This is a genomic window from Streptomyces spirodelae, assembly GCF_017676385.1.
In the GTDB taxonomy this organism is placed as follows: Bacteria; Actinomycetota; Actinomycetes; order Streptomycetales; family Streptomycetaceae; genus Streptomyces; species Streptomyces spirodelae.
In genome coordinates this window covers 119,096-140,418 of the sequence record NZ_JAFFZN010000002.1, presented here as the reverse complement: position 1 = coordinate 140,418, position 21,323 = coordinate 119,096, and the positions used below count along the sequence as shown (strand labels likewise).

The following is a 21,323-nucleotide window of genomic DNA, read 5'->3' as shown; positions in this document are numbered from 1 at the left end:
GGAGCACGCGGAAAGGAGGACCGTATGCGCATCGGGGAGCTGGCAAAGCGCGCCGGTACGACCACGCGCACCCTGCGCTACTACGAGTCGCGGGGTCTGCTGACCGTTTCGCGGGACGCGCACGGGTACCGCACGTTCGACGAGGACGATCTGCGAGTGCTGCGGCAGATCAGGGCCCTGCGCGAGAACGGCTTCGAGCTGGAGGAGACCCGGCCGTTCGTGGAGTGCCTGCGCGCCGGCCACCCGGCGGGCGACTCCTGCCCCGACTCGCTGGAGGTCTACCGCCGCAAGCTCGCCGAGCTGGACGCGTGCATGGCCGATCTGCGCTCCGTACGGGACGAGGTCGCGGCGCGGCTGGCCCGTGCCGAGGTGGAGGCCGCGGCGGGCTTGCCGCGCGGCCCCGAGCCCCGGTGCGAGCTGAGCCTGCCCGGCCCGTCGCCGGACACGCCACAGGGACACCAGGGAGACGAAGACCCATGAGCGCAACAACCGCACACCTGCGGGAAGTCACGGACGCGACGTTCGCCGAGGAGGTGCTGCGCTCCGACATCCCCGTGCTGGTCGACTTCACCGCCGACTGGTGCCCGCCGTGCCGGATGGTGGCGCCCGTGCTCGCGCAGATCGCCGAGGAGCGCCCGGACACCTTGAAGGTCGTCTCCCTCGATGTGGACCGGAACCCTGAGACGCAGGCCGCGTACGGCGTTCTGTCGATGCCGACGCTTGTTCTCTTCCGTGGTGGGGAGCCCGCCCGGTCCGTCGTGGGCGCCCAGCCCAAGCGCCGCCTGGTCGAACAGCTGGGCCTGGACGAGGCGCACTGAGCCGAGGGAGAACGCGCCCCGTCAGGGGTGCGGGGAACTGCGCGACCAGCCGGCACACACCCGCAGTCCGTGATGCGCAGCAAGGGGCGCACTGGCATCGGTCCTGGCAAACAGTGGAGGCGGCACCCCCGCACGGGTGCCGCCTCCTGGTCCGGGCCGTTCCGCGGTGAGGGTGGGTGCGGAACGGGAGCCCGGCGGTTGAATGGCTTACTTGCCGTCAGCCGGCCGCTGCGCCGCCGCGCGGCCCGCCTCCAGCCGGGCCACCGGGATGCGGAACGGGGAGCAGGACACGTAGTCGAGACCCACTTCGTGGAAGAAGTGCACCGACTCCGGGTCGCCGCCGTGCTCGCCGCAGACACCGAGCTTGAGGTCGGGCCGGGTCGCCCGGCCCGCCTCCGCGGCGCTGCGCACCAGTGAACCCACGCCGTCCTTGTCGATGGTCTCGAACGGGGAGACGCCGAAGATGCCCTTCTCCAGGTAGGCCGTGAAGAAGCTGGCCTCCACGTCGTCGCGGCTGAAGGCCCACACGGTCTGGGTGAGGTCGTTGGTGCCGAAGGAGAAGAAGTCGGCGCACTCGGCGATCTGTCCGGCGGTGAGCGCCGCGCGGGGCAGCTCGATCATGGTGCCGAGGCTGAGCCCGAGCTCGACGTCGTGCTCCCGCTCGATCTCGGCGATGACCTGCTCGGCCTCCTCGCGGACGAGCTCCAGCTCCTGCACGGTGCCCACCAGCGGGATCATGATCTCGGCACGCGGGTCGCCGCCGGCGGCCTTGCGCTCGGCCGACGCCTCCGCGATGGCGCGGATCTGCATGGTGAACAGGCCGGGGATGACGAGTCCGAGCCGGACTCCGCGCAGGCCCAGCATGGGGTTCTGCTCGTGCAGCCGGTGCACGGCCTGGAGGAGCCGCAGGTCGTTCTCGTTGGCGTCCTTGCGGGACTCGGCCAGCGCGACCCGTACCGACAGCTCGGTGATGTCGGGCAGGAACTCGTGCAGCGGCGGGTCCAGCAGCCGCACCGTCACCGGGAGTCCGTCCATCGACTCGAACAGCTCGATGAAGTCGCCCTTCTGCAGCGGCAGCAGCGCGCCCAGCGCCTGCTCGCGCTCGTCCTCGGTGCCGGCGAGGATCAGCCGCTCGACCAGCTCGCGCCGCTCTCCGAGGAACATGTGCTCGGTGCGGCACAGGCCGATGCCCTGGGCACCGAACCGGCGGGCGCGCGCGGCGTCCTCGGCGTTGTCGGCGTTGGCGCGTACGCGCAGCCTGCGTACCCGGTCGGCGTAGGCCATGATCCGGTGGACGGCCTTGACCAGCTCGTCGGCGTCGTCGGCGCCCGCGTGCATCCGGCCCTCGAAGTATTCGACCACCGGGGAGGGCACGACCGGCACCTCGCCTGCGTAGACCTTGCCGGTGGAGCCGTCGATGGAGACGACGTCGCCCTCCTCGACGACCCGTCCGTCCTGGGTCTTGAGGCAGCGCCGTTTGGTGTCGACCTCCAGCTCCTCGGCGCCGCACACACAGGTCTTACCCATGCCGCGCGCCACGACGGCCGCGTGGGAGGTCTTGCCGCCGCGCGAGGTGAGGATGCCCTCGGCGGCGAGCATGCCGTCCAGGTCGTCGGGGTTGGTCTCGCGGCGGATGAGGATGACCTTCTCGCCTGAGCGGGACCACTTGATGGCGGTGTAGGAGTCGAAGACGGCCTTGCCGACGGCGGCGCCCGGCGAGGCGGCGATGCCCCAGCCGATCTGGTCGGCGTCCTTGAGGCCGCCGTTGGAGTCGAAGCGGGGGAACATCAGCTGGGCGAGCTGGGTGCCGTTGACCCGCTGCAGCGCCTCGGCCTCGTCGATCAGGCCCTGGTCGACGAGCTGGGTGGCGATCCGGAAGGCGGCGGCCGCCGTGCGCTTGCCGACGCGGGTCTGGAGCATCCACAGCTTGCCGCGCTCGATGGTGAACTCGATGTCGCACAGATCCCGGTAGTGGTTCTCCAGGGTCTCCATGATCTGCATCAGCTGGTCGTACGACGCCTTGTCCAGCTGTTCGAGGTCGGCGAGCGGCACGGTGTTGCGGATGCCGGCGACGACGTCCTCGCCCTGGGCGTTCTGCAGGTAGTCGCCGTAGACGCCCTGCTGGCCGCTGGCCGGGTCGCGGGTGAAGGCGACGCCGGTGCCCGAGTCCGGGCCGAGGTTGCCGAAGACCATCGAGCAGATGTTCACGGCGGTGCCCAGGTCGTGCGGGATGCGCTCCTGGCGCCGGTAGAGGCGGGCGCGGCTGCCGTTCCACGAGTCGAAGACCGCACGCACGGCCAGGTCCATCTGCTCGCGCGGGTCCTGCGGGAAGTCGCGGCCGGTCTCCTCGGAGACGATGGCCTTGAACTTGCCGACCAGTTCCTTGAGGTCGTCGGCGGTCAGGTCCACGTCGGTGACGGCGCCGCGCGCGCTCTTGGTCGCGTCCAGCGTCTCGGCGAACCGCTCGCCGTCGATACCTAGCACCGTGTCGCCGAACATCTGGATGAGGCGGCGGTAGGAGTCCCAGGCGAAGCGCTCGTCGCCGGACTGGGCCGCGAGCCCGTGCACGGACTCGTCGGAGAGCCCGATGTTGAGGACGGTGTCCATCATTCCGGGCATCGAGAACTTGGCGCCGGAGCGTACGGAGACCAGCAGCGGGTCGTCGGCCTGGCCGAGCTTCTTGCCCATCCGCTGCTCCAGCGCGGCCAGGTGCTCGCTCACCTGGTCCCGGAGCGCGGCGGGGGCCTCGCCGGACTCCAGGTACGCCTTACAGGCTTCGGTGGTGATGGTGAAGCCCGGGGGGACGGGCAGACCGAGGTTGGTCATCTCGGCGAGGTTGGCTCCCTTCCCGCCGAGGAGGTCCTTGAGGTCCTTGTTGCCCTCACTGAAGTCATAGACGAACTTCCGCTGCTGCGACTGCTGCTGGGGCTGCTGCTGCGACGCGCCTACTGCGGACTCTGCGTCCGCGGACTCTGTGTTCTTCGTGTGAACCGGCACCGGACTCGGCTCCTCGTGGTCGGCTGCCCTGACGGCGGGGAGCGTACCCAGATCAAAGGCTTGCGAGTACGTCCAACGGCACGTCACACGGCTGTAACCACCCGTCTGCCGAGAGATCGAAAGTGCGGGGCCGTTCGGGGTGATTGGGCATACCATTCACAACTCGAATGGATGGTGACCGTGCGCCACTCGAGCCCCGAGATTCCCTCACTGAGAGTAGTGCGGCCTACGACTCGGAAACCAAGGGTCGGTAAAACCCCGGTCCGCTCCTTGGAGATGTACAGCTCACATCTGAGCGCTCATCTGAGCGCACCCCTGATCAAGGTGGCGCGAATCACTGCGCTGAACGGGTGAATGTCTCACTATGCGGACCGGTGCTGGGCGGCGGAAACCGGGATCGCGGGCCGCAGTACATTGCCCGGATGACCGAGCCGACGACCCGCCTCTCCCCCGTCGATCCCACGGCCGACGCCCTCTTCGTCTACGGCACCCTCCGCTTCGGCCGCATCCTCGCCGCTCTCCTCGGCCGGGTGCCCTCCACGACCCCGGCCGCCACCACCGGCTGGCGCACGGCGGCACTCGCGCGCCGCCCGTATCCCGGTCTCGTCCCGGCGCCGGGGCAGACCGCGTCCGGGCTGCTGCTGAGTGGGCTGAGCGCCCGCGAATGGCGGGCGTTGGACGACTTCGAGGACGACGAGTACGAGCTGGTGCCTTTGATGGTGGACAGCGGGGCCAGGGGTTTGCCGGGCCCGGGCACGGTCTGGTCGTACACCTGGGCGGCCCCGGGTGAGGTCCTCCCGGAGAACTGGGAGGCGGACGCCTTCGCGGAGCGGCAGTTGGACCGGTACGCCGCACGGCTGGAGGGGTTCTGAGCCTGGCACCCCGCATGGGGGCTGCGCTTGCCCACCCTGCGCCCCTGGCGCAGACTGCCCAAGCGCAGCAGAGGGACGCGGCCTAACCGCCGGAGGTGTCCAGCTCGGCGTCCGTGCCGACGCCCGTGCCGCACTCGTACGGGTCGTCCAGCCAGCCATCGGGCAGCACGACCTTGTTGCGGGAGTGGGTCCGGCCGCGCGGGCCGTCGGCGCCTTCCGGCCACTCCTGGGACAGGTCCAGCTCGTCGAGGAGCGCGCGCAACTGAGCCAGCGAACCGGCGACGGCCAGCCGCTTGCGCATCTCGGAGCCGACCGAGAAGCCCTTGGTGTACCAGGCGACGTGCTTGCGGAAGTCGATGACGCCGCGCCCCTCGTCCCCCAGCCACTCCCCCAGCAGCCGCGCGTGCCGCACCATGACGTCGGCGACCTCGGCCAGCGTGGGCCGCGCGTACGCCTGCGTGCCGTCCCCTGCCAGCGCGGCCACCAGATCGGCGAACAGCCAGGGCCGGCCCAGGCAGCCGCGCCCGACCACGACACCGTCGCAACCGGTCTCGCGCATCATGCGCACCGCGTCGTCGGCCGACCAGATGTCACCGTTGCCCAGGACGGGGATTTCCGGAACGGCCTCCTTGAGGCGTGCGATGGCGTCCCAGTCCGCGGTCCCGCCGTAGTGCTGGGCCGCCGTGCGGCCGTGCAGCGCGATGGCGGTGACGCCCTCCTCGACGGCGATACGGCCGGCGTCCAGATACGTCAGGTGCTCGTCGTCGATGCCCTTGCGCATCTTCATCGTCACCGGGCGCCCGTCCGCGTTGCTGACGGCCTCGTGCAGGATGGCGCGCAGCAGCGGCCGCTTGTAGGGCAGCGCGGAACCGCCCCCCTTGCGGGTGACCTTGGGGACGGGGCAGCCGAAGTTGAGGTCGATGTGGTCGGCCAGGTCCTCGTCGGCGATCATCCGCACCGCCTTGCCGACCGTCACCGGGTCGACCCCGTACAGCTGGATGGAGCGCGGTTTCTCGCTCGCGTCGAAGTGCACGAGCTGCATCGTCTTCTCGTTGCGTTCCACCAGCGCCCGGGTGGTGATCATCTCGCTGACGAACAGCCCACGTCCGCCGGAGAACTCCCGGCACAGCGTCCGGAACGGAGCATTGGTGATCCCAGCCATCGGCGCCAGCACCACAGGCGGCTGGACGGTGTGCTCTCCGATGTGCAGCGGCCGGGCCATGAGCAGGGGTTCCTCCGGATCGTTCAGTGCGCGGGGCAAGGTCAGCTCCCCATTGTCCCCCATCCGGGTCCGGGCCCCCGCCTACCCTCCGGCCTCGATCAGCCGGAGCAGGCGCTCGATCCGCGTCTGAGTCTCCTCGTCCTGCGGTACGTACGTGCCCAGGCGCGCGCCCTCGGCAGGGCCGAGCCACAGCCCGTGGTACGTGAAGGACAGCATGCCGACGTGCGCGTTGCGGAATCGCTTGGTCTGGTCGACAGCGCGAGCCACCTCGTGCCGCTCCCACAGCTCGCGGAACTCCGGTGAGGACCGCTCCATCCGTTTGAGCAGTGCCTTCCAGGCGGGCTCGGCCAGGTGCTCGGCCATCCGGGAGCGGAAGCGTGCCACCATCAGCCGGACCGTCTCCTGCCGGTCCGGCATGGCGGCCGCCCAGTCGGGGTCGGTGAAGGCCAGCCACATGCAGTTGCGGTTCTCGCGCTGATGCGCGTCCAGGTCGCCGAGCAGCCGGCCGTAGACGCGGTTGTAGGCCAGGATGTCGTAGCGCGCGTTCTGCACACAGGCCGGGAACGGTTCGAGCTGGGTGAGCATCTTGCGGATGCCGGGCGGCAGCACCGTCGTCTCGGCCGCGGGCGTCGGGTCGGCCGTGCCAGCGAGCGCGAACAGATGGGCGCGCTCGCTGGTGTCCAGCATCAGCGCCCGCGAGAGGGAGTCCAGCACCTGCGCCGAGACCTGGATGTTCCGGGCCTGCTCCAGCCAGGTGTACCAGGTCACACCGACTGACGAGAGGTGCGCCACCTCCTCGCGGCGCAGCCCCGGCGTACGGCGGCGCGGGCCGCGCGGCAGGCCCACCTGCTCGGGCTTGATCCGCTCACGCCTGCTGCGCAGGAACGCCGCGAGGAGCTCGCGGCGCACGCTGTCGGCGGGCGCGGACGCCTCCACTGCGGAAGCCTCCACTGCGGAAGCCTCCACTGCGGAAGCCTTCGCTGCGGAAGCCTTCGCTGCGGATGGGGACGCCTCCGCTTCGCCGGGGCCGGTGGTGACGCTCATGGCACCAGGGTGAGGCAGATCGCGTCCTGGTGCCAGGTAGTCGTCATACCAGGATGAGGACCGTCTGGTACCACACTGAAGGTCGGCCGAGGCTCGTGGTCATGAGTCACGAAGCCACCACCACGACCGCGCGGCCCGGGCCCGGCGGCGGGCAGCCCGCACCCCCGGCAGGCGCGGGGAGGGTGCCCCGGGCCTCCGGCGCACTCCGCCCCCTCGGGCTGTTCACCCTGCTGCTGGGCGCCGCGCTGCCCATGATCGACTTCTTTGTCGTCAACGTGGCCTTCCCCAGCATCGAAGCCGACCTCCACGCCTCCCCCGCGGCGCTGGAGATGGTCGTCGCCAGTTACGCCGTCGCCTACGCCTCGCTGCTCGTGCTGGGCGGACGGCTGGGCGACACCTTCGGACGGCGGCGGCTCTTCATCTGGGGCGTCGCCGCCTTCGGCCTCACCTCGCTCGCCTGCGGGTTCGCGCCCGGAGTGTGGTGGCTGATCGCCGCGCGAATGGCGCAGGGCGCGGCCTCCGCGATGCTGTTCCCGCAGGTGCTCGCCACCATCCACGCCACGAGCGAGGGGCGGGTACGGGCTCGCGCCATCGGCCTGTTCGGCTCGGTCGGCGGGATATCCATCGTCACCGGACAGGTGCTGGGCGGCGTCCTGGTCGCCGCCGACCTGGCGGGCACCGGCTGGCGGGCGATCTTCCTGATCAACGTTCCGGTGGTGCTGGTCGCGCTGGCGCTGGGAGTCCGTACGGTGCCCGACAGCCGCTCGGAAGCGCCCGCGCGGGGTGACCTCACCGGAACCGTACTGCTGGCGTGCGCACTGGGCGCGTTGCTGCTGCCGCTGACGGAGGGCCGTGCGGCGGGCTGGCCCTGGTGGGCGGTCGCGCTGCTGGTCGCTGCCGCCGTGCTGGCGTACGCCTTCTTCGCCGTCGAACGCCGGGAGGAGCGGGAGGGCCGCAGCCCGCTGCTGCCGCCCTCGCTGCTGCGCGAGAGCGGCGTACGGCGCGGACTGCTCGCCGGAACGCCGATCTTTCTGGGCTTCAGCAGCTTCATGTTCGAAAGCGCACTGCTGCTGCAGCGGGGGCTGCGCTACGGAGCCCTGGAAGCGGGCCTCACCATGGTGCCGATGGGGCTGGCTCAGTTCGTCGCCTCCGTACGGGCACCCAAGCTGACCGAACGGCTCGGCGCGGGACGGGTGCTGGCGTTCAGCGCGGTGGCGCAGGGCGCGGGACTGGGGGCGCTGTTGATCGCCGTCTTCGCGCAGTGGCCCGGCCTGCCGCCGGTCGCGCTGGCACCGGGGCTGGCGCTGTGCGGCGTGGGACAGGGACTGCAACTGCCCACCTATTTCCGCATCCTGCTCTCCGGCGTTCCCGCCGACCGCGCCGGTGCGGGCAGCGGCCTCGCCGCCACGGCCCAGCAGTCCGGGCTCGCCCTGGGCGTCGCCACCCTGGGCTCCCTCTTCCTCGCCCTGATACCGCACTTCGGCATGCGGGAAGCGCTGGGCGCGGTACTGGCGGTGCAGGGCTGCGGGCTGCTGGCGCTGGTGGCGGTGGGCCTGCGGATGCCGCGCTCGGTGGGGTGAGGGCGCCCTGGACGGACGTCTGTTGTTTTTCGTCACCGGCTCAGGGGGTGATGAAAAAAACTGGTCACCAGGTGCCTGTGCGGGCGAAGCGTTCCAGGTCGGCCTCGTACGGTGCGGGATCGAGGCCCCGGGCGCGTACCCACTCCGCACTGCAGTACGTGTCCCGGTACGGCTCGGACGCGTCACCGAGGACGAGGACGACGCTGCCCCGCTTCCCGGCTTCGCGCATCCGGGCCACCAGGTGGCACACACCCCACAGGGCGGTCCCGGTTGCCGGTCCGGCATCGATGCCCGCCGAGTGCAGACGGCGCATCGCCGCGATCGAGGCGGCGTCCGGCACCGGGATCACCAGGTCGATCACCGACGGCAGGAAACCCGGCTCGGTGCGCGGACGGCCGATGCCGGGAATCCGGGACGGCATCCCTGTGGCGTAGTCGTCACAGCCGCTCGCCCAGGCGGGGAAGTACGCGGAGTTCTCCGGGTCCACCACGGCCAGCCGACTGGGGCGGCCGTGGTACCGCAGGTGACGTCCGATCGTCGCCGAGGTGGCGCCGGTACCGGCCCCGGTCACGATCCATTCCGGCACCGGGTGCGGCTCGCCCCGCAGCTGGTGGAAGATCTCGTCCGCGATCGTCGGCTCCCCCCAACCGGCCACCGCCCGTTCGGCGTCGGCGAAGTGGTCGAGCAGGTGGCCGCCACAGCGGTCGGCCAGCTCGCGGGCTTCCTGCTGCACCGCGGCGGGCGGCCGCTCCCCCACCTGCCACTGCCCACCCGCGGCCTCGATCCGCTCCAGAAGACGCGCCGGGGTCTTCGCCGGTACGACGGCGGTGAACGGCAACCCGAGCAGCTTCGCGAACCGGGCCCCGGCCGCCGCGACCGCTCCGCCCGTCGCCGCGAACACCGGCGTGCCCTCCCCTATCCGCCCGCCGGTGAGTGCCTCGCCGAACATGGCACGCACCAGGCGGTACTTCAGGCTGCCGGTGGGCAGCGCGGACTCGTCCTTGAGATAGATGTCGACCCCCTCGACCCCCTCGAAGCCCTCAGCAGCGGACAGGCGCCGCAGCGGGGTGAGGGCTTCGCGCGGGCCGGCCGAGGCAGGCGCCTCAGGCGGGCCGTACCTGCCGTCTTCCTGTATGCGCCGGATCGCGTCCGCGGCCCAGACATGCGGGTGAGTCTCGCCCATGGCGCCGGACATTACCCTGGAGACCGCCGCGTTCGGGCGTCGCAGGGTGCGGCGAGGTGCACCCAGACTGTTTTGCCGGCCCCCGCGCGAGGGCGTACGCCCCACGCCTGTGAGAGGGCGTCGACCAGTAGTAATCCGCGGCCCGATACCTCTTCCGGGTCTGGTTTGCGGAGTTCCGGCATCTCCCACTGGAACGAGTCGGAGACCTCCAGCACGAGGACGCCGTCCCGGCGGCGGAGTACGAGTCCGAAGTAGTCGCCGATTCCCCGTGCGGCGTGGGTGACGACGTTGGTCGCCAACTCACTTGCGATGAGCACCGCGTCGTCGCTCACCTGTCCGAGCTTCCACTCTCTGAGTACCAGCCGCACATGTTCCCGCGCCTTCGGCACGGACGCCTTGCTGATGCGGAACCTTGCGATGTTCGTACGCCCGGACATGGGGCCTCCCCGGGGGCGGGTGAGCAGATGGAAGTCACTCACTCTTGGCGTCTTTGCGGACACACTGAGTGAGGCAAATCACGCTACGGCTAAGCGGAGCGCTTGGCAAGTCATCTACATGGCAAGCTTGCCAGAGAGTCTGCGCCTCAAACTGCTGTCCCACTCAGCCAGTTGATGTGCAGACTTGGGGAAGCAAGAAGGGGAGGACCCATGCCCTCGGACCGGAAGCCCACGATGCGCGGCAGGCGGCTCGGCTCCGCGCTGCGGCGATACCGACTGGCCGCGAAGCTCGATCAGGAGCACGCGGCCAAAGCGCTGGGCTGCTCGACGGCAAAGATAAGCCGCATCGAGTCCGGAGCGAACTGCGCCCGCGTCCCGGAAGTCCGCTACCTGCTGGACCTCTACGAGGTGGACGACGAGACGACGCGCTCACAGCTTGAGCGGCTTGCCCGAAGCGCCACAAAGCGCGGCTGGTGGGTCAACCAACCGGTACCGGTGCCGGACAAGCTGGGCGACTACCTGGCGTTGGAGTCCGACGCCACATTCATCCGCACGTGGCAGACCGCGCTGGTGCCGGGGCTGTTGCAGACTGAGCCGTACACGAGGGCGCTGGCCGCTGCGAATCCGACGCTATGCGAGGACGCGGGCATCGAGCGCATCGTCGCGATCCGCCAACAACGGCGGCAGCAGTTCCTCGGCTCCGGCGCCCGGCTGGCAGCGGTCGTCTGGGAGCCCGCTCTCACTTCGATGCCCGATCCGCGGACTCAGCGCGCTCAACTGCTCGACCTGCTCTTGCTTCAACAGCAGCCGCTGGTCAGTTTGCAGGTTCTCCCACTGGCCGAGTGGTCCGCGGCGACCAGTGCACCGCCCTTTGTCATGTTGTCCTTCGACGGGGAGTGGGCGCCGTCGGCGGTTGTCCAAGACACCCATCAGGAGAGCGTCGTCCTGGAGGACGACGAGTTGACGACGCCATACGCCCTCTCCTTCGACGCGCTGCGCTCAGCCGCCCTACCTACCGACCAGACCCGAGACTTCATCCAGAAGCTTGTCTCCGAGATCCCCGAGGAAGAGGAATCCGCATGAGCCCCCGGACCGTTGTCGGCCCGTTCCGCAAATCTCCGTATTCCGGCGGTGGTACCGCCAATGAGTGCGTGGAAGTGGCGGAAACGGCTGACGGTGGGTGCGCGGTCCGCGACAGCAAGGACCCCGCACGCGGGACCGCGTACTTCGGGGCGGGGGCGTGGCGGGCGTTCGTCGACGGCCTCGCGGGGCACCCCCTACCGCAGTAGGGGCCACAGCGGAGCGCATTGGCTCCGTGGTAGCTCGTACAGCGCGAAGCCTGCGCCGTAGCTTCGCTGTCATGAACGCTTCCCGGAATGCCACAGCGCCCGCATCCTCCTCCATACCGTCCCGCGGGGCAGGGTTCGGGCGGCAGATGGGAGAGGCCCTCACCCTCTTCCCGGCCGGCCTGTTCGCCCTCGTCATGGCGCTCGGCGGGCAGGACGCCCCGGCCCGGCGGGCACTGCGGGCCGGAGCGGGGACGGGGAGGGGGCGGGTCATGGTGCACGCTTTCCTCACTGTGCTGCTCGGCGTACTGGCGCTGATCGTGACGGGTGTGCTCGCCATTGGCACCGCGCGCGGGCTCTTCTACGGCTTCGTGGACAGCGGCCCCTACGACGACTCCTGGGGCGGGCCCACCAAAGCGGGGGCCTGGCTCGCGCACTTCGCGGTGAGTCTGCCGGTCACCGCCGTGTCGGTCGGGCTGCTGTACGGCCTCGCCGCCCTGCACCGGCGGATGACGGCGCCGCTGCGCGGTGAGCGGAGACCGGCGTGGGTGCTGCCGATCGTGCTGCTGAGCTGCGTTGGCGCTTCGTTGTTCGTGGTCGCGTTCTCGCACCAGTTGCACTGAGGCATGGCGGAGCCCCCCTTCCGTCCGGCGCTTCGCCATTGACGTAAGAGGGGGCTGCCGTCTACTTCGGGTCGCGGTTGAACTGTGCGGTGGACCAGAGGTAGCCGAGGAGGGTGAGGCCGACGGTCCAGGCGATCGCCAGCCAGGCGTTGTTGCCGATGTCGGTGCCCAGCAGGAGGCCGCGCAGGGTTTCGATGGCGGGGGTGAAGGGCTGGTACTCCGCGATCGGCTGGAACCAGCCCGGCATCGCCTCCAGCGGGACGAAGGCACTGGAGATCAGCGGAAGGATGATCAGCGGCGTGGCATTGTTGCTGGCCGCCTCCGCGTTCGGGGCGCCCATGCCCATACCCACCGCGATCCAGGTGAAGGCCAGCGCGACCAGTGCGATCAGCCCGAACGCCGCCAGCCACTCCAACGCTGTGGCGTCGGTGGAGCGGAAGCCGATGGCCACCGCCACCGCACCCACCAGCACCACACTGACAACCGACTGCAGCACGCTGCCGACCACATGCCCGATCAGGACGGAGGGGCGGTGGATGGCCATGGTGCGGAAGCGGGCGATGATCCCCTCCGTCATGTCGTTGGAGACCGAGACCGCCGTGCCGACCACCGTGCTGCCGATGGTCATCAGGAGAAGGCCCGGCACCAGGTAGGCGATGTAGGCGGAGCGGTTCGGGCCGCCGCCGTCGATGCCCGCGCTCATCGTGTCCCCGAAGACGTACACGAACAGCAGCAACAGCATGATCGGGGTCAAAAGCAGGTTCAGTGTGAGGGAGGGATAGCGCCGGGCGTGCAGGAGGTTGCGGCGCAGCATGGTGGTCGAGTCGCGGACGGCGAGGGACAGGGTGCTCATCGGGTGGTCTCCTTGGGCTGGCGGGTGGTGAGGGCGAAGAAGACGTCGTCCAGGTCGGGGGTGTGCACGGTCAGCTCGTCCGCTTCGATACCGGCCGAGTCCAGCCAGTCCAGGAGGGAGCGCAACTCGCGTTGGCTGCCGTCGCTGGGGATCTGGAGGGTGAGGGCGTCGTCGTCGCGGGTGGTCTCCCGCAGGCAGGAAGCGGCCGCCTGGTAGGTGGCCGGGTCGGTGAAGCGCAGCCGGATGTGGCCGCCGGGGATGAGGCGCTTGAGCTCCTCCGCGCTCCCCTCCGCAGCGATCTTTCCGTCGCTCAGGACCGCGATGCGGTCGGCGAGTTCGTCGGCCTCCTCCAGGTACTGGGTGGTGAGGAAGACGGTGACGCCGCCGGAGACCAGCTCGCGGATGATCTGCCACATGTTGTGGCGCGAGCGCGGGTCCAGGCCGGTGGTCGGCTCGTCCAGGAAGATGATCCGCGGGCTGCCCACCAGCGTCATCGCGATGTCCAACCGGCGTCTCATGCCCCCGGAGTAGGTGGAGGCGGGCTTCCTCGCCGCGTCCACCAGGTCGAAGCGCTCCAGAAGCTCGGCGGCGACACGCCGGCCCTCACGGCGCGGAAGGTGGTGCAGGTCCGCCATCAGAAGCATGTTCTCCTCACCCGTGATCAGACCGTCCACAGCGGAGAACTGACCGGTGACGCCTATCGCGCCACGCACCCCCTGCGCCTCACCGGCAATGTCGTGACCCGCGACCCGGGCCTGCCCGCCATCAGCGGCGATCAGCGTGGAGAGGATCTTCACCGCCGTGGTCTTACCCGCGCCGTTCGGGCCGAGCAGCGAGAAGACCGTTCCTTCGGGGACGGTCAGATCGATGCCGTCCAGTACCACCTTGTCGCCGTAGGACTTGCGCAGGCCGTTCGCCGTGATGGCGGGGTTCGTCATGGTGTGCTCCTCAGAGGCTGTGAGCGGCGATGTTGCCGTAGGCGGTGGTGGCGTGGATGTTCAGAGCGGCGGCGCCGTCGGTGTTCTTGAGGACGTTGTGGATGCGGCCGTAACCGGTGCCGGCGTCCAGGGAGGCGGAGACCCCGGCGGCGGCATTGACGGTGACGTCGCCCATCTGGGTGCTCAGCACGACCTCGCCCCGCACGGCTTCGCTGATGCGGAGGTCACCCTTTGCGGTGCTGATCTCCGCAGGACCGGTCAGGCGGCCCACCGAGACATCACCGCCGGAGGTGGTGGAGCGGACGGACGCGGCCTCATCGATCTTGATTCCGCCCTGTGCGCCCTGGAAGGTGACGTCGCCGAACCGTCCGACGCCCCGGAGTTCGGCGAAGGAAGACCTCATCGCGACATGGGAGCCGGCGGGCAACTGGACCGTGACCTCGATGGCCCCGGAGGCGCCGAAGTACTGGTTCTTCGCGGCCGGGGCGTGAATCCGCAGGACGCCGTCACCGTAGGCGACCTCGGTCTGTTCCGCCGCCTTCACATCGCGGCTCTTGGAGGCGTTCGCGGGCAGGACCTCGACGGTGGTGTCGGCACGGTCGGCGGCGATGAACTGCACGCGCCCGGCGGGGAGGTCCAGGTCGACGGAGACCGGGGCGGGGGTGTCGAACTTCTGCATCGTGCTCTCCTCTTGCGGTCGTCGTTTCTGACATCGAAAACGCTACGTTGCTTTTCCAGATCCAGCAACGAACCTGTTGCACTCGATCAGTATCTCCGCAGTTCAGATGCTCAATATCGTTGCAACTGACCACCACACAATGCAACGAAACACCCCTGACCGTTGCATTGACTAGGGAGTGAACGCTAAGGTGGAGGCACCAGGAAGCACGGAGGGAGATCGCGGTGCCGGGAGGCAGACTCACCCAGCAGGAACGCCAGAAGATCGCGCTGGGCCTGGCCGACGGGCTGGCCTACGCGGAGATCGGCAGACGTCTCGATCGCCCCACCTCCACGATCACGCGGGAGGTGATGCGCAACGGCGGTCCCACCGCCTACCGCGCCGACCTGGCACACCGCGCCACCGAACGTCGCGCCCACCGGCGCAGGCCGGCCGCCCCCCGAGGGGCCGCGCAGGTGCCCGAACAAGCCCACGGGCGCGACGCCGAGGTCGTGCGCGAGTACGAGGAGGGGTTCACCACCCTCCTGATGAAGCAGGGCGTGCCCAAGATGATGGCCCGGGTGCTGACCTGCCTGCTCACCACGGACGCGGGCAGCCTCACCGCGTCCGAACTCGTGCAGCACCTCCAGGTCAGCCCGGCGTCCGTCTCCAAAGCGGTCGCGTTTCTCGAAGAACAGGGCCTCGTCCGCCGGGAACGCGACGAACGCCGCCGCGAGCGCTACAGCGTCGACGACGACGTCTGGTATCAGTCGATGATCGCCGCTGCCCAGGGCACCATCCAGCTCGCCCAGACGGCACGGCACGGCGTCGGCATCCTCGGCCGCGGTACTCCGGCCGCCGCCCGGCTGGAGAACATCGCCCGCTTCATGGACTTCGTCGGTGAGAGCATCAGCCGTGCCGCCGAACAGGGCCGCGAGATCCTCCACACGAGACCCGAGGCGGACTCGGAGGGCGCTGCTGGACGCGGGCCGGATGACGGATAGGGCGCGGAGGCGAGCGGCTGGGGCGGGACGCCGCTACTCCTCGCCCTGGGACCAGGCGGCCACCGGGAGGGAGAGGTAGACACCGAAGTCGTCGAGACCGGTGGCCTCGGCAATGCTCTCGTGGAGCTGATCCACGCGCTCCTGCCGGTTGGCGGCTCTGCTCTCGAACCACTTGGAGCGGATCTCGATCACCACGTCCAGGCCGCACCGGTCGAAGGGGCCGAGTCGGCGGAAGCGGAGCTCCACATCGCCGGGTTGCAGATCACCGTCGTAGGGCTCCTCGGGGCACTCCACCGCAACGGAGACGAGGTGCGGGAGGACCGAGCCGAGCTCGCGGAGCGTCGCTTCGGGTACGTCGGGCGCATAGGTGACTTCGATGAGCGGCATCGGTTCGATTCACTCCTGAGGGGGCCCAGTTCGGACCCGTCGGCGACAGTGGCAGCTGCAGGCAAGCGGGGAACACCCGGCCGGTGCAAATGAATATGCGCGGCCGGGTGGACTCGGGTTTGATGAACGTATGCTCTCCACCGACCGTGTACTCGCCTTCGCCGCGATGTCGTTCCTGCTCATCGTCGTGCCGGGCCCCAGCGTGCTGTTCGTCGTCGGGCGGGCGCTGGCGCACGGGCGGCGGGCGGCGCTCACCACGGTGGTGGGGAACACGCTGGGCGCGTACGTCCTGGTTGTCGCTGTGGCGCTGGGGATCGGGACGCTGGTGGAGCGGTCCGTGCTCGTTTTCACGGTGCTGAAGCTGGCGGGCGCCGCCTATTTGGTGCACCTGGGCATCAAGGCGTGGCGGCAGCGCCGTTCGCTGCAGGATGCGTTCGAGGGTCGGGCCACGGCGCACAGCGGGCTGCGCACGCTGTGGGAGGGGTTCGCGGTCGGGGTCGCCAATCCCAAGACGATCGTGTTCTTCGCCGCCGTACTGCCGCAGTTCGTGGACCGGGAGCAGGGGCACGTGGCGGCGCAGATGCTGCTGCTCGGCCTCGTCTTCAACGTCATCGCCGTTGTCTCGGACGGCGTCTGGGGGCTGGCCGCGGCCACCGCGCGGAGCTGGTTCGCGCGGTCGCCGCAGCGGCTGTCCCTGGTGGGCGGGGCGGGTGGGCTCGCCATGATCGGGCTCGGGGTCACCGTCGCGGCGACGGGCCGCAAGGAGTAGACCGCCGCCAGCCCCCGGGGCGCCCCGGGCACCCCCTCCGAATCGTCACTGGTTCAGCCGATTACGATCTGTGGTACTGCACCGGACGGCGCGGTTCGGCGCCCAGTTCGGCCGCGGCCTCGTTCGCCCAGTACGGGCGGCGCAGCAGCTCGCGGCCGAGCAGTACCGCGTCGGCCTGGCCCGAGGCGACGATCTGCTCGGCCTGCCGGGGCTCGGTGATCAGGCCGACGGCGCCCACGGACAGGTCCGTCTCCTTCTTGACCCGCTCGGCGAACGGCACCTGGTAGCCGGGCGCTGCCTCGATACGGGCGTCGGGCGCGTTGCCGCCGGTCGAGGTGTCGAGCAGGTCGACGCCGCGGGCGAGCAGTTCCTTGGCGAGGCGGGCGGTGTCGTCGGCGGTCCAGCCCTCGCGCTCGTCGTCCGGGTTCTCGGTCAGCCAGTCGGTGGCCGAGATCCGGAAGAACAGCGGCAGTTCCTCCGGCCAGACGGCGCGGACCGCCTCGACGACCTCCAGCGCGAACCGCGTACGGCCCTCGAAAGAGCCGCCGTACTGGTCGGTGCGGCGGTTGGTGAACGGGGAGAGGAACTCGTTGATCAGGTAGCCGTGCGCGCCGTGGAGCTCGACGACCTTGAACCCGGCCTCGTATGCGCGACGGGCACTGTCCGCGAACTGCCGTACGAGCTGGGTCACCTGTTCGCGCGTCAGCTCCTCGGGCGTGGTGTGTCCGTCGGTGAACGGCAGCGGGCTGGGGCCGACCGGCTGCCAGCCGTGACCCGCGCCGGGTGCCAGCGGCGCGCCGCGGTCGACCCACGTGCGCTCGGTGGACGCCTTGCGGCCCGCGTGGGCGAGCTGGATGCCGGGAACGGTGCCCTGCTCGGACAGGAAGCGGGTGATACGGGCGAAGCCTTCCTGCTGGCGGTCGCTCCACAGGCCCAGGTCGTAGGGGCTGATCCGGCCCTCCGGGGTGACCGCCGTGGCCTCGACCAGCGCGAGGCCGAGCCCGCCGGCGGCCCGCGCACCGAGGTGGGCGAGGTGCCAGTCGGTGGGAACGCCCTGGCCCGGCCCTTCGGGGGCGGCCGAGTACTGGCACATCGGCGCCATCCAGACGCGGTTGGGGACGGTCACCGACCGCAGTGCGAGGGGCTCGAACAGTGCGCTCACAGCGCTCTCCAATCGGGGTGGGGCGGTACGGCGCTTAGTACGATAGCCGCCGTAGTACGACACCTGTCAAATTTCGATGACTGCCGTACTATGAAGGCGTGCCGACGACAACCCCCGTACGCCAACTCCCGCACCCGGGGCGCGAGGAGATCCGCCTGGAAGCAGTGCTGCACGCACTCGCCGACCCGATACGGCTGCGCATCGTCACCGCGCTGGACCCCTACGGCGAGGGCGATGGCAGCGGAGCCACCTGCTCCCAGGTCGAACTGCCGGTAACCGCCTCGACCAGCACCCACCACTTCCGCGTCCTGCGCGAAGCGGGCGTGATCAACCAGTGCTACCGCGGCACCGCAAAGATCAACTGCCTCCGCCGCACCGACCTGGAAGCCCGCTTCCCGGGCCTGCTGGATGCGGTTCTCAAGGCCGCCTCCGCCTGAAACGCACCCCTTCGAGGGACCCCACCGGGTGATCCGCTCACATTGTCGGTACGCCTGGCTACGGTGAGTTGCTAGCGGCTTACCGCACCTGGAAGGCGCATCATGACAGTGTTGCTTGAACGACCGACGGCCACAGAGACCCCCGAGGAACCGGACGGCAGTTTCGACGCGCTGTTCCGGACACTCCTGACCATGGAAGTGCCCGAGGGATACCGGGCGGAGATCATCGGGGGAAGCATCGTCATGTCGCCGTGGTCGAACCGTGGTCGAAGGGGTACTACCTGCGGGCGATGCGCTCCCTGCGTGCCCAGTTGGAACCGCATGTCCCCACGGGGACGATCGTGGACAGCTCCCCCTACCTCTTCACCTTCCCGGACCAGGAACGCGCCTTCGGGCCTGACGTCTTCGTCGCCTCCGAGAAGGCATTCGACACCGAGGCACGCTACACCGATGGTGAAGCCCTCGTACTCGTCGCCGAGTTGAGCTCGGCGACAACACGCAACGTGGACTGGAGCGACAAGTTGTTGGTCTACGCGAAGGCAGGCGTAGCCGTCTATTTGCTGCTCGACATGCAAGCGCAGGCCGTCTCTGTCTTTTCAGACCCAGCGCCCGAGGGGTACAGGACACGCAAGACGTGCCAATTCGGCAAGACTTTGCATCTCCCTCCGCCGTTCGACTTCGAGTTGGGCACGACCGCCTTCGACAAGCCTTCGAAAAACGAGGGGTGACCGGAGCGCCCCTCTGTCACAGTGCCCGGATGGACAGACAGACGCGATCCCTCCTCGCACACGCCGACCACCCCATCGCGGCCCCGCTCGATGACGACTCCGTGGGGCGGTTGCTCACCCGTGCGGTCGTACGGGACGACGCGCGCGTGCTCGATCTGGGGTGCGGGTCGGCGGCGTGGCTCATCCGCGCACTCGGACAGCGGCCCGGCGTGACGGCGGCGGGGGTGGACGTCTCCGCAGAGGCGCTGGAGCGCGCCCGGCGTGCGGCCGAGGAGGCGGGGGTCGACGGGCGGCTGACCCTGCACCGTGGCGAAGCCGCGGCGTTCGAGGCGCCGCACCCGTTCGAGGCGGTGCTCAGCGTGGGCGCGACGCACGCGTTCGGCGGACTGCTGCCCACCCTGGACGCCGCGCTCCGGCACCTGGCGCCCGGCGGCACCGTGCTGGTCGGGGACGCGTACTGGGAGCGGGAGCCGAGCCGGTGGGCGCGGGAGACGCTGGGCGAGTACGAGGATCTGGCGGGGACGGTCGAGAAGGTCACCGCTGAGGGCTGGACGCCGGTGTACGCCCATCTCTCCACACGGCACGAGCTGGACGACTACGAGTGGAACTGGACCGGCTCCCTCTCCCGCTGGGCGCTGGACCACCCCGAACACCCGGACAGCGCCGAGGCGCTGCGGGCCGCGGCCCGGCACCGGGACGAGTGGCTGCACGGCTACCGGGAGAGCTTCGGCTTCGTGTGCATGGCGCTGCGCCGCACCACGGATACGTGAAGGCGGACAGGTGAACGGACAGGTGAAGCGCGAAGGCCCGGCACCCCGTGCGGGGTGCCGGGCCTCGGCCTCGTCGCCATGAGGGCAGCGGCTCAGCAGCCGATGAGGCGGCCGGCCAGGTAGCCCTCGATCTGGTCGAGGGAGACGCGGTCCTGCTTCATGGTGTCGCGCTCACGCACCGTGACCGCGTTGTCGTCGAGGGTGTCGAAGTCGACGGTGACGCAGAACGGGGTGCCGATCTCGTCCTGCCGGCGGTAGCGGCGGCCGATGGCGCCCGCGTCGTCGAAGTCGATGTTCCAGTGCTTGCGCAGCGTCTCCGACAGGCCGCGGGCCTTGGGCGAGAGCTGCTCGTTGCGGGACAGCGGCAGCACGGCGACCTTGACCGGGGCGAGCCGCGGGTCGAGGCGCATCACGGTGCGCTTCTCCATCTTGCCCTTGGCGTTGGGCGCCTCGTCCTCGATGTAGGCGTCCAGCATGAAGGCGAGCATCGCGCGGTTGACACCGGCCGCCGGCTCGATGACGTAGGGCGTCCAGCGCTCGCCCGCCTCCTGGTCGAAGTACGACAGGTCGTGGCCGGACGCCTTGGAGTGCGCGGTGAGGTCGAAGTCCGTGCGGTTGGCGACGCCCTCCAGCTCGGAGAACTCGCTGCCGCCGAAGTTGAAGCGGTACTCGATGTCGGCAGTGCGCTTCGAGTAGTGGGAGAGCTTCTCCTTCGGGTGCTCGTACCAGCGGATGTTCTCCTCGCGGATACCCAGGTCCCGGTACCAGGCCCAGCGCTGGTCCATCCAGTACTGGTGCCATTCCTCGTCCTCGCCCGGCTTGACGAAGAACTCCATCTCCATCTGCTCGAACTCACGGGTACGGAAGATGAAGTTGCCCGGCGTGATCTCGTTCCGGAACGACTTGCCCATCTGCGCGATGCCGAACGGCGGCTTCTTGCGCGAGGTCTGCTGGACGGCGGCGAAGTTGGTGAAGATGCCCTGCGCGGTCTCGGGGCGCAGATAGGTGACCGAGCCCGAGTCCTGGGTGGGGCCGAGGTGGGTGGACAGCAGCCCGGAGAACTGCTTGGGCTCGGTGAAGCCGCCCTTGTTGCCGCAGTGCGGGCAGTTGATGTCGGCCAGGCCGTTCTCCGGCTCGCGGCCGTGCTTGGCCTCGTACGCCTCGGTCAGGTGGTCGGCGCGGAACCGCTTGTGGCACGAGGTGCACTCGGTGAGCGGATCGGTGAAGGTGGAGACATGGCCCGATGCCTCCCAGACCTCGGGGGCCAGAATCACCGACGAGTCGATGCCCACCACGTCGTCGCGGGAGGTGACCATGGAGCGCCACCACTGGCGCTTGATGTTCTCCTTCAGCTCCACGCCCAGCGGCCCGTAGTCCCAGGCGGCACGCTGACCGCCGTAGATCTCACTGCACGGGTAGACGAAGCCACGGCGCTTGCTGAGGCTGACAATTGTGTCGATCTTGTCGGCGGCCACGGTGCTCTCTTCATTGACGACGAGACGGAATACCTCAGATTACTGGGGGCCGTAGGGGGCGCGGCAAATCGGTTCCGGAT

23 protein-coding genes are annotated in these 21,323 nt (G+C 69.7%); 12 read left to right on the top strand and 11 right to left on the bottom strand.

Features of this window, described 5'->3' with window-relative positions; genetic code table 11:
• Positions 1 to 24: 24 nt before the first annotated feature.
• Complete coding sequence (locus JW592_RS02900) at positions 25 to 480, top strand: MerR family transcriptional regulator (RefSeq protein ID WP_209263251.1); 456 nt, start codon at positions 25 to 27, stop codon at positions 478 to 480.
• Positions 477 to 818 carry a thioredoxin gene (gene trxA / locus JW592_RS02895; RefSeq protein ID WP_307805265.1) on the top strand — a complete coding sequence of 114 codons (342 nt, stop codon included), beginning with the start codon at positions 477 to 479 and terminating at the stop codon, positions 816 to 818. The genes JW592_RS02900 and trxA overlap by 4 nt, the downstream gene beginning before the upstream one ends.
• Positions 819 to 1,025: 207 nt before the next feature.
• Here the strand turns inward: trxA and ppdK are convergent, their stop codons facing one another.
• Positions 1,026 to 3,815, bottom strand: coding sequence for a pyruvate, phosphate dikinase (gene ppdK, locus JW592_RS02890; RefSeq protein ID WP_209263250.1), 2,790 nt, complete (start codon positions 3,813 to 3,815; stop codon positions 1,026 to 1,028).
• Positions 3,816 to 4,237: 422 nt separating this feature from the next.
• Here ppdK and JW592_RS02885 point away from each other — a divergent pair, with 422 nt between their 5' ends.
• Complete coding sequence (locus JW592_RS02885) at positions 4,238 to 4,687, top strand: gamma-glutamylcyclotransferase family protein (RefSeq protein WP_209263249.1); 450 nt, start codon at positions 4,238 to 4,240, stop codon at positions 4,685 to 4,687.
• A gap of 82 nt (positions 4,688 to 4,769) precedes the next feature.
• Here JW592_RS02885 and dusB read toward each other — a convergent pair whose 3' ends face one another.
• Together dusB and JW592_RS02875 are read right to left on the bottom strand one after the other, a co-directional pair.
• Positions 4,770 to 5,909 (bottom strand): tRNA dihydrouridine synthase DusB, encoded by a 1,140-nt coding sequence (dusB, locus tag JW592_RS02880; RefSeq protein ID WP_209263467.1) that lies wholly within the window; start codon positions 5,907 to 5,909, stop codon positions 4,770 to 4,772.
• A gap of 81 nt (positions 5,910 to 5,990) precedes the next feature.
• Positions 5,991 to 6,953, bottom strand: a complete 963-nt coding sequence (locus JW592_RS02875; RefSeq protein ID WP_209263248.1) for a helix-turn-helix transcriptional regulator — start codon at positions 6,951 to 6,953, stop codon at positions 5,991 to 5,993.
• 101 nt (positions 6,954 to 7,054) lie between these two features.
• On the opposite strand from JW592_RS02875, the gene JW592_RS02870 reads away from it, so the two are divergent.
• Positions 7,055 to 8,533, top strand: coding sequence for an MFS transporter (locus JW592_RS02870; RefSeq protein WP_209263247.1), 1,479 nt, complete (start codon positions 7,055 to 7,057; stop codon positions 8,531 to 8,533).
• Positions 8,534 to 8,597: 64 nt separating this feature from the next.
• On the opposite strand, the gene JW592_RS02865 is transcribed toward JW592_RS02870, so the two are convergent.
• The gene (locus JW592_RS02865) at positions 8,598 to 9,716 is read right to left on the bottom strand and encodes a pyridoxal-phosphate dependent enzyme (RefSeq protein WP_209263246.1); all 1,119 of its coding nucleotides are present in this window, start codon (positions 9,714 to 9,716) and stop codon (positions 8,598 to 8,600) included.
• 11 nt (positions 9,717 to 9,727) lie between these two features.
• Positions 9,728 to 10,153 (bottom strand): ATP-binding protein, encoded by a 426-nt coding sequence (locus tag JW592_RS02860; protein ID WP_209263245.1) that lies wholly within the window; start codon positions 10,151 to 10,153, stop codon positions 9,728 to 9,730.
• Between the two features lie 210 nt (positions 10,154 to 10,363).
• Here JW592_RS02860 and JW592_RS02855 point away from each other — a divergent pair, with 210 nt between their 5' ends.
• From JW592_RS02855 to JW592_RS02845, 3 genes are all read left to right on the top strand, one after another.
• Complete coding sequence (locus tag JW592_RS02855; protein ID WP_209263244.1) at positions 10,364 to 11,236, top strand: helix-turn-helix domain-containing protein; 873 nt, start codon at positions 10,364 to 10,366, stop codon at positions 11,234 to 11,236.
• The gene (locus tag JW592_RS02850; protein WP_209263243.1) at positions 11,233 to 11,442 is read left to right on the top strand and encodes a DUF397 domain-containing protein; all 210 of its coding nucleotides are present in this window, start codon (positions 11,233 to 11,235) and stop codon (positions 11,440 to 11,442) included. The genes JW592_RS02855 and JW592_RS02850 overlap by 4 nt, the downstream gene beginning before the upstream one ends.
• 71 nt (positions 11,443 to 11,513) lie before the next feature.
• Positions 11,514 to 12,062: a hypothetical protein gene (locus tag JW592_RS02845; RefSeq protein WP_209263242.1), complete on the top strand. Its 549-nt coding sequence runs from the start codon at positions 11,514 to 11,516 to the stop codon at positions 12,060 to 12,062.
• A 61-nt stretch (positions 12,063 to 12,123) separates the two neighbouring features.
• Here the strand turns inward: JW592_RS02845 and JW592_RS02840 are convergent, their stop codons facing one another.
• Genes JW592_RS02840 through JW592_RS02830 form a run of 3 tightly spaced genes read right to left on the bottom strand, consistent with a single transcriptional unit; the run spans position 12,124 to position 14,532 of the window.
• Positions 12,124 to 12,915, bottom strand: a complete 792-nt coding sequence (locus JW592_RS02840) for an ABC transporter permease (RefSeq protein WP_209263241.1) — start codon at positions 12,913 to 12,915, stop codon at positions 12,124 to 12,126.
• Positions 12,912 to 13,853, bottom strand: a complete 942-nt coding sequence (locus tag JW592_RS02835) for an ATP-binding cassette domain-containing protein (protein WP_209263240.1) — start codon at positions 13,851 to 13,853, stop codon at positions 12,912 to 12,914. The genes JW592_RS02840 and JW592_RS02835 overlap by 4 nt, the downstream gene beginning before the upstream one ends.
• A gap of 10 nt (positions 13,854 to 13,863) precedes the next feature.
• Positions 13,864 to 14,532 carry a DUF4097 family beta strand repeat-containing protein gene (locus JW592_RS02830; protein WP_209263239.1) on the bottom strand — a complete coding sequence of 223 codons (669 nt, stop codon included), beginning with the start codon at positions 14,530 to 14,532 and terminating at the stop codon, positions 13,864 to 13,866.
• Positions 14,533 to 14,756: 224 nt separating this feature from the next.
• Between JW592_RS02830 and JW592_RS02825 the strand changes: the two genes are divergently transcribed.
• Positions 14,757 to 15,515, top strand: a complete 759-nt coding sequence (locus JW592_RS02825; RefSeq protein ID WP_209263238.1) for a helix-turn-helix domain-containing protein — start codon at positions 14,757 to 14,759, stop codon at positions 15,513 to 15,515.
• Between the two features lie 33 nt (positions 15,516 to 15,548).
• Here JW592_RS02825 and JW592_RS02820 read toward each other — a convergent pair whose 3' ends face one another.
• Positions 15,549 to 15,902 (bottom strand): hypothetical protein, encoded by a 354-nt coding sequence (locus JW592_RS02820; RefSeq protein ID WP_209263237.1) that lies wholly within the window; start codon positions 15,900 to 15,902, stop codon positions 15,549 to 15,551.
• 130 nt (positions 15,903 to 16,032) lie between these two features.
• Between JW592_RS02820 and JW592_RS02815 the strand changes: the two genes are divergently transcribed.
• Positions 16,033 to 16,671 carry a LysE family translocator gene (locus tag JW592_RS02815; RefSeq protein WP_209263236.1) on the top strand — a complete coding sequence of 213 codons (639 nt, stop codon included), beginning with the start codon at positions 16,033 to 16,035 and terminating at the stop codon, positions 16,669 to 16,671.
• 61 nt (positions 16,672 to 16,732) lie between these two features.
• Here the strand turns inward: JW592_RS02815 and JW592_RS02810 are convergent, their stop codons facing one another.
• The gene (locus JW592_RS02810; protein ID WP_209263235.1) at positions 16,733 to 17,833 is read right to left on the bottom strand and encodes an NADH:flavin oxidoreductase/NADH oxidase; all 1,101 of its coding nucleotides are present in this window, start codon (positions 17,831 to 17,833) and stop codon (positions 16,733 to 16,735) included.
• A gap of 98 nt (positions 17,834 to 17,931) precedes the next feature.
• Between JW592_RS02810 and JW592_RS02805 the strand changes: the two genes are divergently transcribed.
• From JW592_RS02805 to JW592_RS02795, 3 genes are all read left to right on the top strand, one after another.
• Positions 17,932 to 18,270, top strand: a complete 339-nt coding sequence (locus tag JW592_RS02805; protein WP_209263234.1) for an ArsR/SmtB family transcription factor — start codon at positions 17,932 to 17,934, stop codon at positions 18,268 to 18,270.
• A gap of 251 nt (positions 18,271 to 18,521) precedes the next feature.
• Positions 18,522 to 18,998, top strand: coding sequence for a Uma2 family endonuclease (locus JW592_RS02800; RefSeq protein WP_372446441.1), 477 nt, complete (start codon positions 18,522 to 18,524; stop codon positions 18,996 to 18,998).
• A gap of 29 nt (positions 18,999 to 19,027) precedes the next feature.
• The gene (locus JW592_RS02795) at positions 19,028 to 19,768 is read left to right on the top strand and encodes an SAM-dependent methyltransferase (RefSeq protein WP_209263233.1); all 741 of its coding nucleotides are present in this window, start codon (positions 19,028 to 19,030) and stop codon (positions 19,766 to 19,768) included.
• A gap of 92 nt (positions 19,769 to 19,860) precedes the next feature.
• On the opposite strand, the gene JW592_RS02790 is transcribed toward JW592_RS02795, so the two are convergent.
• Positions 19,861 to 21,243, bottom strand: a complete 1,383-nt coding sequence (locus JW592_RS02790) for a glycine--tRNA ligase (RefSeq protein ID WP_209263232.1) — start codon at positions 21,241 to 21,243, stop codon at positions 19,861 to 19,863.
• Between the last annotated feature and the right edge of the window lie 80 nt (positions 21,244 to 21,323).